At 68.1% G+C, this 14,197-nt stretch carries 12 protein-coding genes; 5 read left to right on the forward strand and 7 right to left on the reverse strand.

Going from position 1 to position 14,197, the window contains the following annotated elements:
- Positions 1–25: 25 nt before the first annotated feature.
- Both ACFQ50_RS17395 and alr read right to left on the reverse strand, forming a co-directional pair.
- Entirely contained in the window at positions 26–1,642 is a 1,617-nt protein-coding gene (locus ACFQ50_RS17395) for a PucR family transcriptional regulator ligand-binding domain-containing protein (protein WP_377996896.1), read from the reverse strand.
- On the reverse strand, positions 1,632–2,864 hold the full coding sequence (gene alr / locus ACFQ50_RS17400) for an alanine racemase (RefSeq protein ID WP_377996897.1): 1,233 nt from the start codon (positions 2,862–2,864) through the stop codon (positions 1,632–1,634). Before alr ends, ACFQ50_RS17395 begins: the two co-directional genes overlap by 11 nt.
- A 102-nt stretch (positions 2,865–2,966) precedes the next feature.
- On the opposite strand from alr, the gene ACFQ50_RS17405 reads away from it, so the two are divergent.
- Both ACFQ50_RS17405 and ACFQ50_RS17410 read left to right on the forward strand, forming a co-directional pair.
- Complete coding sequence (locus tag ACFQ50_RS17405; protein ID WP_377996898.1) at positions 2,967–4,499, forward strand: amino acid permease; 1,533 nt, start codon at positions 2,967–2,969, stop codon at positions 4,497–4,499.
- A gap of 31 nt (positions 4,500–4,530) precedes the next feature.
- Positions 4,531–6,264, forward strand: a complete 1,734-nt coding sequence (locus ACFQ50_RS17410; RefSeq protein WP_377996899.1) for an FAD-dependent oxidoreductase — start codon at positions 4,531–4,533, stop codon at positions 6,262–6,264.
- Between the two features lie 79 nt (positions 6,265–6,343).
- Here the strand turns inward: ACFQ50_RS17410 and ACFQ50_RS17415 are convergent, their stop codons facing one another.
- The 3 genes from ACFQ50_RS17415 to ACFQ50_RS17425 all read right to left on the reverse strand — a co-directional run bounded on the left by ACFQ50_RS17415 (position 6,344) and on the right by ACFQ50_RS17425 (position 8,933).
- The gene (locus tag ACFQ50_RS17415; RefSeq protein WP_377996900.1) at positions 6,344–6,868 is read right to left on the reverse strand and encodes a gamma carbonic anhydrase family protein; all 525 of its coding nucleotides are present in this window, start codon (positions 6,866–6,868) and stop codon (positions 6,344–6,346) included.
- Between the two features lie 217 nt (positions 6,869–7,085).
- The gene (locus tag ACFQ50_RS17420; RefSeq protein WP_377996901.1) at positions 7,086–7,409 is read right to left on the reverse strand and encodes a DMT family transporter; all 324 of its coding nucleotides are present in this window, start codon (positions 7,407–7,409) and stop codon (positions 7,086–7,088) included.
- 111 nt (positions 7,410–7,520) lie between these two features.
- Positions 7,521–8,933, reverse strand: coding sequence for a PLP-dependent aminotransferase family protein (locus tag ACFQ50_RS17425; protein ID WP_377996902.1), 1,413 nt, complete (start codon positions 8,931–8,933; stop codon positions 7,521–7,523).
- Between the two features lie 37 nt (positions 8,934–8,970).
- Between ACFQ50_RS17425 and ACFQ50_RS17430 the strand changes: the two genes are divergently transcribed.
- Positions 8,971–9,948 carry an EamA family transporter gene (locus ACFQ50_RS17430; RefSeq protein WP_377996903.1) on the forward strand — a complete coding sequence of 326 codons (978 nt, stop codon included), beginning with the start codon at positions 8,971–8,973 and terminating at the stop codon, positions 9,946–9,948.
- A 234-nt stretch (positions 9,949–10,182) separates the two neighbouring features.
- On the opposite strand, the gene ACFQ50_RS17435 is transcribed toward ACFQ50_RS17430, so the two are convergent.
- Together ACFQ50_RS17435 and purU are read right to left on the reverse strand one after the other, a co-directional pair.
- A complete protein-coding gene (locus ACFQ50_RS17435; RefSeq protein WP_377996904.1) occupies positions 10,183–10,542 on the reverse strand; it encodes a class I SAM-dependent methyltransferase in 360 nt (119 codons plus the stop codon).
- 107 nt (positions 10,543–10,649) lie between these two features.
- The gene (purU, locus tag ACFQ50_RS17440) at positions 10,650–11,510 is read right to left on the reverse strand and encodes a formyltetrahydrofolate deformylase (protein ID WP_377996905.1); all 861 of its coding nucleotides are present in this window, start codon (positions 11,508–11,510) and stop codon (positions 10,650–10,652) included.
- A 303-nt stretch (positions 11,511–11,813) separates the two neighbouring features.
- On the opposite strand from purU, the gene glyA reads away from it, so the two are divergent.
- Together glyA and ACFQ50_RS17450 are read left to right on the forward strand one after the other, a co-directional pair.
- Positions 11,814–13,115, forward strand: coding sequence for a serine hydroxymethyltransferase (glyA, locus tag ACFQ50_RS17445; protein ID WP_377996906.1), 1,302 nt, complete (start codon positions 11,814–11,816; stop codon positions 13,113–13,115).
- 3 nt (positions 13,116–13,118) lie between these two features.
- Positions 13,119–14,018: a bifunctional methylenetetrahydrofolate dehydrogenase/methenyltetrahydrofolate cyclohydrolase gene (locus ACFQ50_RS17450; RefSeq protein WP_377996907.1), complete on the forward strand. Its 900-nt coding sequence runs from the start codon at positions 13,119–13,121 to the stop codon at positions 14,016–14,018.
- The last annotated feature ends 179 nt before the right edge of the window (positions 14,019–14,197 follow it).

Genomic DNA, 14,197 nt, shown 5'->3' on the forward strand with positions numbered 1-14,197 from the left:
TTCACAGGGCTAGGCCTTCACAGAGCTACGTGCCGGCCTGCAGTTGGTCCACGTACTGCAGAGCAATCCAGAGTTCGGCCCGCACCTGCGCCTGGTTCAGATCTGTGTCCAACAGCTCGGCCACCGCGTTGATCTGGCGCCGGACGCTGTTGCGGTGCAGGCCCAGCGCCTTGGCGGTGGCATCCCAGTTGCCGTTCTCGCCGAGCCACGCCCTGAGTACGGACAGGTGTGCTGTCCGGCGGTCGCTGTCCTGGTTGAGCACCGGCTCCAGCAGCCGGCCGGCCAGCAGGGTCCCGGCTTCTTGGCCCAGCAGCCCGGCGACCGTCCACGTCACTTCACCCGCCCGGGCGCTCTTGCCCGTGGTCTGGACGCGCTGCCGAAGCGCCGTCACCCGCTGGTAGGCGCTGCTCAGGTCCGTGAGCTCGCTGGGGTCCCCGATCACCAGCAGCCATCCCAGCTTCTCGACTTCGGCCAGCAGTGAGTCGTCCACCCTGAGCCGGGTGATCGCGGCGAAGCCGTAGTCCGTGAGCTCCACGAGCTGGGTGTCGAACAGGCGGCGCCACTGCAGCAGCTCCCGGACAGGGCTCTCGCCGGCACGTCCGGCGGCCTGCTCCGCCCGGATGCCCTGCACAACGCGGAGTGGGCCGGAGCGGGTGGACGACGTGCTCTGGGCCAGCAGGTCCCTGAGCCCGTTGATGTGCCGTGCCCCGCCGGCGGTCAGGCTGTCCGGGTGCAGCAGCAACGACGTTGCCAGTTGGCTCGGCGCCAGCGACCCGCTGGTCCGTTGCCGGACCAGGAGCTCCAGCAGGCCGACGGCGGAGGAGACGACGCTGTTCTGCGCCGGCGTGAGCGCCGAGTCGGTGCCCAGCACCAGCGCCCCAAGGTTGGCATCGCGGGTGCTGCGCAGCGGATGGCCGAACACGAGCGCGGATCCCGGAATGTCGAAGGAATCCATCTCCACCCGGGGTCCGCTGCCGCCCAGAAGGCGGTCGAAGAGCGGCTGCAGGGCGGTGATGTCGACAGTGGAGCCAGCCCTCGCCCGGACCCTTCCGTCCGCGCCCACCAGCAGCGCCCACACCGGCACCCGCTGGGTCAGTGCGCCGAGGAGTTCATGTTCGGGCCGGGCAGACAGGACTGCGCGCATCAGCTGCCGGTTGGTGTCGGCAAGGTGCCGGAACAGCTTAGCGTTGTCCGATTCCAACAACTGGGAGAATTCGAGCCCGATGGCGGCAAACGGGACGGTGTTTGGCACCTCCAGGAGGGTCAGGTTGTGCCGGACGCAGGCGTCCACCAGTGTGTCCGGCACAGCCGTGAAGTAGGGGTCCAGGCCAAATCCCAGCGCGCCGACCCTGGCCTCGACGAGACGCCGCACATAGGCGTCCACCCGGGCGGCGTCATCCGACTCGTCAACGAACGGCAGCCCTGCGGTCAGGAGAAACTCTCCGTCGAGCAGGTAGGGCGTCGGGTCCTCCAGCTCGCTCGGCTCGACCCACCGCAACAGGCTGGAACCGTTGCCGCCGTCGTGAAGCAGCTTCAACTCCGGCGGCAACTTGGCCAGGAAAAGTTCCAGCGTGACGCCGCTCAGCCGGTCGCCACCCGTTCCCGCGGCCGGTGCGGTCCGCGTTGCCGCCTCACGCGACATGCGGCGCACCGTCCCCGGGCTCCTGGTAATCCGGGCACTCGTGGGCGCCGGGGAGGCGGTAAGCCCTGGGAAGGCGTGGCGCGATCCTGTTGATGATCTCGTCGCCGTGGCTTCCGATTGCGGCGCCCCACTCGTCGGCGCTCGCGGCTCCGGTCCGGGGATCGCCAAACAGGACTGCGGTATCCCCTACGCTGACCCCGCCCGGCTCGGGGCCAAGATCCACCATGAACTGGTCCATGCACACCTTGCCGATCACGGGGACCCTCCTGCCGCCCAGCTGAACGATGCTGCGGCCGGAGACACCCTTGGGGACGCCGTCGGCGTAGCCCAGCGGGATCAGCCCCAGGAACCTCGGCTCGTGCGTGATGGCCTGGTGCTCGTAGCTCACGCCGGTGCCCGCCGGGACCTTCTTCACCAGCACCACGGGCGCTGTCACAGTCAGGGCCGGCCGCAGCCCGTAGTCGGCCGGATCGAGGTGGTCCGCAGGGGCCAAGCCGTAAATGGCCAGCCCCGCCCGCACCATGTCGAACGCAAATTCCGGCCGGTCCAGGATGTTTGCCGAACTGGACACGTGCCGGAGTTCCGGATCCAGGCCTGCCTCGCGTGCCTGCCGGACGGCTGCCTCGAAGGCCTCCACCGCTGCGGCGTTTCCGGGGTGGGCTGGAACGTCCGCCCAGGCCAAGTGGGTCCAGATGCCCCTCACCTTTAGGTGCCCGGCAAGTTCCAGCTCCCGTGCCGCGGCCACGAGGTCTTGCCAGTCCTCGGCGCGGGCGCCGCCCCGACTCAGGCCGCTATCCAGCTCAAGGTGGACGGCGGCGGGGTGCTTCAGCGACAGGGCAATGCCTGCCACTGCCTCAAGTTGGGCCGCGCTGCCCACGGAGAGGTCGACGTCGTTGCCAACGGCCTTCCGGATGGTTTCGCTGGATGCCGCGGCGAGGTAGAGCCACGACAGGACCGGTGCCGTGATGCCCGCCTGGCGGAGGGCGAGGGCCTCTGTGAGCTGCGCCGTACCGAGCCAGTCGGCGCCGGCGGCAAGGGCTGCCTGTGCCACGTCGACCAGCCCGTGGCCGTAGCCGTTGCCTTTCACGACCGCCATGAAATGGCGTGCCGGTGTGAGCGCCCGGAGCGCGCGGACATTGTCTGAAATCGCTGACAGATCAACGCTGACCTGCCCCGAAAGCACCGCCTCAGGCGTGCCTGTCTGTTGTGCATTTAGTCTCATGCCAGAACACTATAGGTCATTTTGCACATCACTGAGAGCTGGCTCACAAGCCTAAGCTGGAGCGACGGAAAGCCCCCAACTACCCACGAACGGACGTCAATGATGACTGTGCCCACCCAAACAGGACAGCGGCCTCCGGTGCAGGCCGGCCGCCCCGGACTGGCAGCCCAGCTGCTCCGTCGCAAGCCGATCGGGCAAATCGTCCAGGAAGCCGAGACGGGCCACGGCGGTACCGGGCTGGTCCGCAGCTTCGGCGTCCTTCAGCTGACGATGATCAGCGTGGGCGCCACGCTCGGCACCGGCATCCTCGTGATCCTGGGCGAGTCCGTGCCGCTGGCCGGGCCGGCCATCTGGATCTCGTTCGCCATCGCCGGCCTGGCCGCGCTGCTCTCCGCCGTGTCCTACGCCGAAATGGCCGGCCTGGTGCCGGCCGCCGGCTCCAGCTACTCGTACACCTACGCCACCATGGGCGAGGGCATGGCATGGATCTGCGGCTGGTGCCTCGTGCTCGAATACGCGGTTTCCGTCGCAGCGGTGGCAGTGGGCGCCGGCCAGTATGTCAACGAAACGCTGGCAGTCTTCGGGCAGGCCCTGCCGGATGCGGTGTCGCAGCCGCCGGGGGACGGCGGCCTCGTCAATATCCCGGCAATGCTGATCGTCGTCCTGGCCATGGTTCTGCTGGTTCGCGGCGCCAAGGAAAGCGCGTGGATCAACACTGCGATCGTGCTGGTCAAGGTGGGCATCCTGGCCTTCTTCTGCGCCGTGGCGTTCACCGCGTTCAACGGCGGCCACTTCGAGCCGCTCCTGCCCATGGGCGCGGCCGGCGTTTCGGCTGCCGCCTCCCGGGTGTTCTTCTCGTACATCGGCTTCGACGCAGCCTCCACCGCGGGCGAGGAAGCCCGCAACCCCAAGCGCGACCTGCCCCGCGCCATCATGCTCTCCATGCTGATCGTCACCACCATCTACGTGCTGGTTGCCGTGGCCGCCATCGGGGCCCGTCCATGGGGCTGGTTCGATGGCACCGAGGCCGCACTGGTGAAGATCCTGGAGGAAATCACCGGACAGCCGTGGACCGCACTGGTGTTCGCCGTCGGTGCCGTCCTCGCCATTGCCAGCATCGTGCTGACCGTCCTCTACGGACAGACCCGCATCCTGCTGTCCATGTCCCGCGACGGTCTCGTTCCCCGCGTTTTTGGCCGCGTCTCACACCGGACCGGCACACCGGTTGCCGGCACGCTGATCGTGGGAACCGCCGTCGCCCTCACCGCCGGGCTGGTCCCGCTTGGGGCGCTCGCGGACGCCACCAGCATCGGCACCCTGTTCGCCTTTGCCCTGGTAAACGTTGCCGTCATCCATCTCCGCCGCACCCGGCCGGAGCTGAAGCGGACGTTCCGGGTTCCCCTGTTCCCGCTGACCCCGATCCTGGGTGCGCTGATGTGCATCTACCTGATGGCCAACCTGGGCGCCGAAACGTGGGTGACCTTCGGGGTCTGGATGCTGGTTGGACTGGCGGCCTACTTCGGCTACGGCAGACGGCACTCCCGGGTAGCCGCGCTGGGGCAGGAGGAATACCGTGAACTATCCGCCCGTGATTCTTCCCCGGCTCCCGCAGAACAGACCATCTCCCACCTGTAAGACAACACGAAACCACGGAGACAGACCTTCCATGACAACCGCTACCGAACTGCCGGCATCCGACCCGTCCAGCGCCGTCACTACCGCACCCGGCCTTCCCGGGGCAGGCGCGCCGGACCAGGCCCCGGTGACCATGCTCAACCCGGACTTCCCGTTCAGCTACGACCACTACCTGTCCTCCCCGGAAGGCCTGGGTTCGGTCCCGCCGGAACTGCACGGCACCGAAGTCGCCGTTGTGGGCGCCGGGCTGTCGGGGCTGGTGACGGCCTACGAGCTGATGAGGCTCGGGCTGCGTCCGGTGCTTTACGAGGCTGACCGGCTCGGCGGACGGCTGCGCACGGCCAGCTTCCCGTCGGCCCCGGAAGTGGTGGCAGACCTGGGCGGCATGCGGTTCCCGGTCTCCGGCAAGGCGTTCTACCACTATGTGGACCTGCTGGGACTGGAGACGCAGGATTTCCCCAATCCGCTGGCCCCGGTGACGTCCAGCACCGTGATTGAACTGGCGGGGCAGAAGCATTACGCCACCACCCCGGCGGACCTGCCGCCGTTCTTCCGCGAAGTGGCCGACGCGTGGAAGGCCGCCGTGAACGACGGCGCGCAGTTCGCGCAGATGCAGGAGGCCATCCGGGCACGGGATACGGCCCGGATCAAGGAACTGTGGAACGGGCTTCTCCCGGAGCTCGACGAGGAGACGTTCTACGGCTTCATCGCCGGCAGCCAGGCGTTCCGGAAGGCGGGCTTCGCGCACCGCGAGGCGTTCGGCCAGGTGGGCTTCGGCACAGGCGGCTGGGACACCGACTTCCCCAACTCCATCCTGGAAATCCTCCGCGTAGTCTACACCGACGCCGATGACCGGCACCGGCTCATCGCCGGGGGAGCGCAAAGGCTCCCCGAGGAACTCTGGCGCCACGCGCCGTCGGGCATGGTCCACTGGCCGGAAGGGACGTCCCTGGCCTCCCTGCACTCAGGCTCCCCGCGCGGAGCCGTGGAGCGGATCAGCCGCGACGCCGACGGCAACCTCCGCATCCGGGAGCGGTGGGGGAGGGAAGCCTCCTACCCGGCCGTGGTCACCACCTGCCAGTCCTGGCTGCTGTCCACCCGGATCCACACCGAGGAAGCGCTCTTCCCGGCGGAGCTGTGGACGGCGATCGAGCGCTCGCACTACATGCAGTCGTCCAAGACGTTTGTGATGGTGGACCGGCCGTTCTGGAAGGACATCGATCCGGAAACCGGCAGGGAAGTCCTGTCCATGACGCTGACGGACCGGCTCAACCGCGCCACCTACCTGCTGGACAACGGCCCGGACCAGCCCGCCGTGATCCTGCTCTCCTACACCTGGAACGACGACGCACTGAAGTGGCTGGCGCTCGACGCCGACGAACGCGTGGAGCTGATGCTGCACTCGCTCGAACAGATCTACCCCGGCGTGGACATCGCCGGCCACATCGTGGGCCAGCCGATCACCGTCTCGTGGGAGGCCGACCCCAACTTCATGGGCGCATTCAAGGCGAACCTGCCCGGCCACTACCGGTACCAGCAGCGGCTGTTCACCCACTTCAAGCAGGACAAGCTGCCGGAAAGCCAGCGCGGCATCTTCCTCGCCGGCGACGACGTGTCCTTCACCGCGGGCTGGGCCGAGGGTGCCGTGACCACGGGGCTGAACGCGGTGTGGGGCGTGGTGAACCACCTCGGCGGCTCGTCGGCGCCCGGCAACCCCGGCCCCGGCGACCTGCTGGACGAGCTGGGGCCGATCAGCCTGGACTGAGTCCCCGATGGTCTGGGCCGCCCCCATCTAAGTAGCACTTCGGGGCGTTCCCAGCGCTGGGAACGCCCTGTGCTGCGACCTACTTGCCGGCGTGGAGTTCGCGGTGCGCCTGGGCGAGCTCGCGGTAGCGCGCTGCGTTGCCCTTCACGCCGTCGAACTCCTCATCGGTGAGTTCGCGGCGGACCTTGGCCGGAACCCCGGCCACCAGCGAGCGGGGCGGGACTACCGTCCCTTCCAGCACGACGGCGCCGGCCGCCACGAGCGAGCCGGCGCCGATCACCGCTCCGTTGAGGATGGTGGCGCCCATGCCGATGAGGCAGTCGTCTTCCACGGTGCAGCCATGGACGACGGCGCTGTGCCCGACGCTGACGCGCGCCCCCACACTGCAGGGAAAACCGGGGTCGGCGTGCAGGACCACGTTGTCCTGCAGGTTGCTGCCGATGCCTACGGTGATGGCGGCGGTATCGGCACGCACCGAGACACCGTAAAACGCGCTGGCGTCCTCGGCGAGCGTGGCACGGCCGATGACCGACGCCGTCGGGGCCACGAATACGGAAGGGTGGATGTCCGGCGTGTCACCGGCGAAGGGGTAAATGGGAGCCATGCCCCCAAGCCTAGGACACGCCGGGCCGGGCGCCCGGGTCGCGTCCGCTCCATTGGAGTTTTTGTCCAGCTGTCGCGAGTCGGAGGGCCATCAGGGCGCGATATCTGGACAAAAACTCAGTCAAAGAGGGTGAGGGCCCGTACCAGCTCCGCCGCCACGGCGTCCCAGCCTGGGGCCGGTCCGTGGTTTGGCCAGGCCCGTGGTTTTCCCTGGCCCGTCAGTGCGCCCCGCCGACGTTCAGGACGACGACGCCGGCGACCACCAGCCCGATCCCGAGGATCTTCATCATGTTCAGTTCCTCGCCCAGGAAGATGGCGCCGATGGCCACAATGGCGACGGTTCCGAGGCCTGACCACAGGGCGTACGCGACTCCAACGGGCACGCTCTTGACCACCTGCGACAGCAAGGCAAAGGCAACTCCGTAGGAGCCCAGGCACCAGACGCTGGGCCATAGCCGGCTGAATCCTTCTGTCGATTTCAGCAGGCTCGTGCCCAGGACCTCCACGGCGATAGCCAATGCCAGATAGACGTAGCCCAACAAGTGTTGTCCTTTCTCATTGCTGGAGCCTTGGTCGGCGTGCCGCCGGCGCTTCGCACCCAAACCCTTGCGGACCCAGCAACTCCCATCCTAGGTCCGCGCAGCACTGCGAACTCACCCAGGGATCCGCGTGAGCTCACGGCCGATGATCCGGGCGCCTTCGGGAAAGGCACCCGGGTTGGGGCCCGCGTAGTTGAGCCGGATGAAGGGACCCGCCGGTTCGGCAGGAAACCACTCCGTCCCGGCCGCGATAACGACGCCGGCGCTTTCGCAGTTCCGGGCGAGCTGTTCGACGTCGGTCCCGTCGGGGAGGCGGGCCCAGAGGTTCAGCCCACCCCTTGGGACATTTTCGATGTGGGCCTGCGGTGCGTGCTGAAGCAGGCTTGTGAGGAGAAGATCGCGGCGGGACTGGAGTTGGTGCCGGAGGCTTCTCAGGTGGGTCTGCCAGGCCGGCTGCGTGACGACATCGAGCGCGGCGGCCTGGAGCAGGCCGCTGACATACATCGATTCGGCTGCCCGGTCGGCAAGGATGCGTTCGCGTGCAGGGCCACGGGCGATGATAGCGGCCACGCGGATGGCAGGGGAGACGCTCTTCGTCAGTGAACGGAGGTACACAACGTGGCCGGAATCGTCGCTGGCCGCCACGGGGCGGGCTGTGGTGGTGATGCCGAAGTCGTGGGCCCAGTCGTCCTCGAGGAGGAAGGCGCCATGCTTGCGCACGACGTCCAGTACCTGTTCGCCGCGCGGGCCGTCCCACTGCGCTCCGGTGGGGTTCGCGTAGTTCGGCTGGGCGTAGAACATCCGCGCCCCTGTCTCGTCGAAGGCGCGGGCCAGTTCCTCCGGATCCGGTCCACCGGCTCCGCTGGGCACGGGGATGACCCGGACGCCGGCCTGCGCCGCGGCCAGGATGGCCCCCCAGTAAGTCGGGGACTCCACGAGAAGCGGCTGCCCGTAGCCGACGAGCGCCCTGAAGATAGAGCTAAGGCCGCTTTGGCTGCCCGGAAGCACGACGACGTCGCTCGGGGTCGGCGGGGTAATGCCGGCCGGCGTGGCACCGGCGAGCTCGTGGGCGAACCAGGATTGCAGCTCGGGCAGTCCTGCCGCCGGTGGGCGGGACAACGCTGCCTCGCCGCGGGCCGCCCGCGTCAGCGCTGCCCGCACCAGCCGCTCCGGGAGGAGTTCGCGGTCCGGATAGCCGGAATGGAACGCAATGACGTCGTTGGGTGCGTTGCGCATCGCGGCGGACGCCGGCCGCAGCGGCGCCTGCGGTGACCGCAGGGCCGCGGTCTGCCAGCCGTAGTCCGAGGGCCGTGCGGTCCGGACAGCCCGCACGAATGTCCCCACACCCGGCCGGCTCTCGATGGCACCCTCCCTGATAAGGGCCTGCAGTGCCTTCTGCACGGTCACGGGGCTGGCCTGGTACTCCGCGACGAGCGACCGGGTGGAGGGCAGCTGCGACCCGGGTGCCGCCTTGGCGACCCATGTCCGCAGTCCCGACGCAATCCTGGAGCTGCTATCGTTGTTCATGAGAGACAATAGTAGCGCTACCGCTCCGGTTCGCCCAGTGATACTGCCACCCGCGCGCCCGTCGCGCACGGAACCGGAGCCCGCCGGATCGCCGCAAGCCGCGCCGCCGCCCACCGGGCCGCCGCAAGCCGGGCCGCCGCACACCGGCCTATGGTGGGGGCTCCTGGGCGTAGTGGCCTTCTCGTTCACCGTTCCCTTTACCCGGGTGGCAGTGGCGGCGCTGTCGCCGTTGTTCATCGGCTCGGCCCGGGCTCTGGTCGCGGCTGTCCTGGCCGCCGCGGCCCTGGTACTCACGCGGCAGTGCCTTCCCCGCGGCCCGCAGTGGTTCCGCCTGGCGGTGGTTGCCGGTGGGGTCGTTGTCGGTTTTCCCATGCTCACGTCCTTCGCACTCACTGCCGCGCCGGCGAGCCATGGGGCGGTGGTTATCGCGCTGTTGCCGGCCGTAACTGCCACGATGGCGGTTTTCCGCGGCCGTGAGCGCCCGCGCGCATCGTTTTGGATCGCGACCGGAGCAGGTGCCGTTGCCGCCGTCGCTTTCGCCTTCGCACAGCCGGGTGGTTTCGGCCAGCTGCACTGGACTGACGTGTTGTTCTTCGGCGCTGTGCTGGCCGCTGCCGTGGGGTACGCCGAAGGAGGTCTGCTGGCCCGCGAACTTGGTGCGTGGCAGACCATCTCCTGGGCCCTCGTCCTTGCCTCGCCCCTGATGATGGGTCTTGTGGCCTTCTCCGTGTCCCAGCAGCCGCCCTCAGGCACCCCGGTGCAGTGGGCTGCCTTTGCGTACCTCGGCGTCGTCAGCATGTTCCTGGGCTTCTTTGCCTGGTACCGCGGCCTTGCCATCGGACCCATGGCGCAGGTGAGCCAGGTCCAGCTCGCACAGCCGGTGATGACCATATGTTGGGCCGCGCTTCTGCTCGGCGAGCAGCTGACGTGGGCCACCGTCGTGGGCGGGCTCGCCGTCATATTCTGCGCCGGCGCCGCGGTCCGCGTGCGGCTCAACCGGCGGGCACCGTCCTAGCGGAGTTGTTCCCGCAGCCGCGCCGCATGAGAGGCTGTGCGCAGTACTGAACGCTCACAGGGGGAAACATGCTTGGGATACTCGCCGCCATTCTCTATTTCGCGGTTCCGACTGCGCTTGTTATCACAGTGCTGTACTGGATCATCCGGCTCGGAGTGAAGCACGGCCTCCGGTCTTACGAGGCAGAAAAAGCCCGGGACTCAGAGGCCGCGCTCTAGCCCTGTCCGGCGGTGGTCAGGGGAGGACGACGGCGATCGGCGCACCCGGTTCTGCCACGCGTTCAAGCTCCCGTACGACGTTGTCGGCCTGTTCAGCGCTGAGGCCCTCCAGTGACTGGACCGCCCAGACCGCCGGGAACGTGTTCGCGGCGAAGGGCAGGCGCGAGGGATCCGCCACGGACACGCTCAGCCGGCGGGCCATGGCGTACCTGACATTGCCGTCGAACGGGTCAACGCCGGTGTAGTGGATGCCGGCCTGGACGAACCGGAGGCCGTCGTCGCCCGGGCCGCAGCACACGTCCAGCACGGCGTGCCTGCCCTGGGCCTTGAGCAGGGCGATGAAGGGTTCCAGCGAGGTTTCTGTCAGCAGAGTCATCGTGTTAACCAGTCTTGGTTAAAACCCGCCGTGTGTGAACCGCTTCCGGGAGCCGGAAACCGCCGCAGGCACATTGGGCCTGCGGCGGCGAAGTTAGCGGCGGGGCATCAGTTGAAGACAACCGTCCGGTTGCCGTCCAGCAGCACGCGGTGTTCGGCATGCCACTGCACGGCCTGGGCGAGGGTGCGGCCTTCCACGTCCCGGCCCATCTGCACGAACTGCTCCGGCGTGCGCGCGTGGTCCACGCGGATGACTTCCTGCTCAATGATCGGGCCCTCGTCCAGCGCGGCGGTGACGTAGTGCGCGGTGGCGCCGATCAGCTTCACGCCGCGGGCATGGGCCTGGTGATAGGGCTTGGCGCCCTTGAAGGACGGCAGGAAGGAGTGGTGGATGTTGATTGCCTTGCCGGTCAGCTCGGTGCAGAGGTCGTCGGAGATGATCTGCATGTAGCGGGCCAGGACGGTCAGTTCGACGCCCTCCTCGGCGATGATCTTGCGCAGCTGGTCCTCGGCCTGTTCCTTCGTGTCGGCCGTCACCGGGATGTAGTGGAACGGGATGCCGTAGAACTCGGCCAGGCCGGCCAGGTCCCGGTGGTTGGAGACAATGGCGGGAATCTCGATGGGCAGGGTGCCCGAGCGCTGCAGGAAGAGGAGGTCGTTCAGGCAGTGGGCTGACGTGCTGGCCATCAGCAGGGTGCGGACCTTCCGGCCCACCGGGTTCAGGTTCCACTGCATGCCGAAGGCTTCGGCCACCGGCTCCAGGGCAGCAACCACCTCGTTCTGCGAGGCGGTGGTGGTGGCTTCCACGCGCATGAAGAAGGTCCCTGTGGACTCGCTGCCGTACTGCTGGGAGTCCGTAATATTGCAGCCCGCCACGAGCAGGGCGCCGGCAACGGCGTGCACAATTCCGGGGCGGTCGGGGCAGGACAGGGTTAGTACGTACGATTTGGCGAGCTGGTCTTCATTCACGAAGAACAGCCTACCCGCGCGTCGGTCCCGCATTTGGTAGTGTGGTGGCGTCGCAACTGGCGTTTGGGTGGCTAACCACCAGGGAGCGGCACTCACGAAGACCACGGATCGTACGCCTGGGCCGAGGGTCATGTTTTGCCGGTAGCGCTGCGCTTCTCGAAGAGCAGCCACCCAGTGCGCTGCGGCGCCCTTGATAGACCTGCGCCCGGACGCATTTCCGGATGCTGGTCATCGAAGGGCGGAGCAACGTTCAAGCCGGTAGCCTGACCTTTAGCAGTGCCCATCCCTAGCCAGGAGTTCTTCGTGACTACTTCACCGACTTCCGTTAGCACCTCCGTCAGCAACCAGCCGCTGGCTGAACTCGATCCCGAGATCGCCGCAGTACTGGACCAGGAACTCGGCCGCCAGCGCGGCACCCTGGAAATGATCGCCTCCGAAAACTTCGCGCCGCGCGCGGTCATGGAAGCCCAGGGCTCCGTTCTGACCAACAAGTACGCCGAGGGCTACCCGGGGCGCCGCTACTACGGCGGCTGCGAGTACGTGGATGTCGCCGAGCAGCTGGCGATCGACCGGGTCAAGGACCTGTTCGGCGCCGAATACGCCAACGTCCAGCCGCACTCGGGTGCGCAGGCCAACGCCGCCGCTCTCCACGCCATGATCACCCCGGGTGACAAGATCCTGGGCCTCTCCCTGGCCCACGGCGGTCACCTCACGCACGGCATGAAGCTGAACTTCTCCGGCAAGCTCTACGAAGTTGCCGCTTACCAGGTCGAGGAAGACAACTTCCGGATCGACATGGACAAGCTGCGCGAGCAGGCCATCGCCGAAAAGCCCCAGGTCATCATCGCCGGCTGGTCCGCGTACCCGCGCCACCTCGACTTCGCAGCCTTCCGCTCCATCGCCGATGAAGTCGGTGCCCTGCTCTGGACCGACATGGCGCACTTCGCCGGCCTCGTCGCCGCCGGACTGCACCCGAGCCCGGTCCCGTACTCCGACGTCGTCACCTCCACCGTGCACAAGACGCTGTCCGGCCCGCGCTCCGGCGTCATCCTGGCGAAGCAGGAGTGGGCCAAGAAGCTCAACTCCGCCGTCTTCCCGGGCCAGCAGGGTGGCCCCCTCATGCACGTGATCGCCGCCAAGGCCGTGGCCTTCAAGATCGCCGGCACCGCCGAATTCAAGGAGCGCCAGGAACGCGTCCTGGAAGGCGCCAAGATCATCGCCGACCGCCTCAACCAGTCCGATGTTGCCGAGGCCGGCGTCTCCGTCCTCACCGGCGGCACCGACGTTCACCTGGTGCTGGTGGACCTGCGCAACTCGCAGCTGGACGGCCAGCAGGCCGAGGACCTCCTGCACTCCGTGGGCATCACTGTCAACCGCAACGCCGTGCCGTTCGACCCGCGCCCGCCGATGGTCACCTCCGGTCTGCGCATCGGTACCCCGGCCCTGGCCACCCGCGGCTTCGGCGCGACCGAATTCACCGAGGTTGCCGAAATCATCGCCACCGCGCTGAAGGCCGGTTCGGCAACCGACGTAGAGGCATTGCAGGCCCGCGTGGACAAGCTCGCCGCCGACTTCCCGCTGTACCCGCAGCACGAGCAGTGGTGATCCGTGACTGAAACCGCAAAAACCGCGCAGATCCTTGACGGCAAGGCTACCGCCGCTGCCATCAAGGCCGAACTGACCGAACGCGTGGCCGCACTCAAGGCCAAGGGCGTCACTCCGGGACTGGGCACCATTCTGGTGGGGTCTGACCCCGGCAGCACCTGGTACGTGAGCGGCAAGCACAAGGACTGCGCCGAGGTGGGCATCAACTCCATCCGCCGCGACCTGCCGGAGGAAACCACCCAGGACGAGCTCCTGGCCGTGGTCCGTGAGCTGAACGACAACCCGGAGTGCACGGGCTACATCGTCCAGCTGCCGCTGCCCAAGCACATCGACCAGGACGTCATCCTGGAGGCCATGGATCCGGACAAGGACGCTGACGGCCTGCACCCGATGAACCTGGGCCGGCTCGTGGCCAACATCAGCGGCCCCATGAAGTCCCCGCTGCCCTGCACCCCCAAGGGCTGCGTGGAACTGCTCAGCCGCCACGGCATTGACCTGAAGGGGAAGCGCGTCCTCGTGGTGGGCCGCGGCGTGACCATCGGGCGCCCGGTGGGCCTGCTGCTCACCCGCAAGGACGTCAACGCCACCGTCGTGCTGGCGCACACCGGCACCGCCGACCTGCCCGCCGAACTCCGGCAGGCCGACGTCGTGATCGCCGCGGCCGGCGTGCCGCATCTGGTCAGGGCGGAGGACCTGAAGCCGGGCGCCATCGTGCTCGACGTCGGCGTGAGCCGCGTTGACGACGGCACCGGTAAGGCGGTGGTCACCGGAGACGTGCACCCCGACGCCGCCGACGTCGCCGCCTGGCTGTCCCCGAACCCGGGCGGCGTGGGTCCGATGACCCGCGCCATGCTCCTGGCCAACGTGGTGGAAACCGCCGAACGCCAGGCAGGCATCAGCTGAACCCGTAATCGAGGTGGGCCCAGCGGACTCAGGTGGTCGAGCTGGGCCCACGCCCGCCGGGTTCCCTGGCCGAGCTTGCGAGGTTAGGGGGCGGGTAGGGGGCCAAATCCAGGGGGTGTTGGCGCCCAAAACCGATTAAACCACGAAGCGTGCGGCCGTCCCGGCGAGGCGCGGTCGTA

It is taken from the genome of Arthrobacter sp. NPDC056493, from assembly GCF_042795115.1.
Classification (GTDB): domain Bacteria; phylum Actinomycetota; class Actinomycetes; order Actinomycetales; family Micrococcaceae; genus Arthrobacter.

Bases quoted from the DNA above. Each gene is read 5' to 3' on its own strand.
- ACFQ50_RS17425 (WP_377996902.1), bottom strand. From the start codon at position 8,933: ATGAACAACGATAGCAGCTCCAGGATTGCGTCGGGACTGCGGACATGG.
- ACFQ50_RS17415 (WP_377996900.1), bottom strand. From the start codon at position 6,868: ATGGCTCCCATTTACCCCTTCGCCGGTGACACGCCGGACATCCACCCT.
- alr (WP_377996897.1), bottom strand. From the start codon at position 2,864: ATGAGACTAAATGCACAACAGACAGGCACGCCTGAGGCGGTGCTTTCG.
- ACFQ50_RS17435 (WP_377996904.1), bottom strand. From the start codon at position 10,542: ATGACTCTGCTGACAGAAACCTCGCTGGAACCCTTCATCGCCCTGCTC.
- ACFQ50_RS17410 (WP_377996899.1), top strand. From the start codon at position 4,531: ATGACAACCGCTACCGAACTGCCGGCATCCGACCCGTCCAGCGCCGTC.
- ACFQ50_RS17405 (WP_377996898.1), top strand. From the start codon at position 2,967: ATGACTGTGCCCACCCAAACAGGACAGCGGCCTCCGGTGCAGGCCGGC.
- ACFQ50_RS17395 (WP_377996896.1), bottom strand. From the start codon at position 1,642: ATGTCGCGTGAGGCGGCAACGCGGACCGCACCGGCCGCGGGAACGGGT.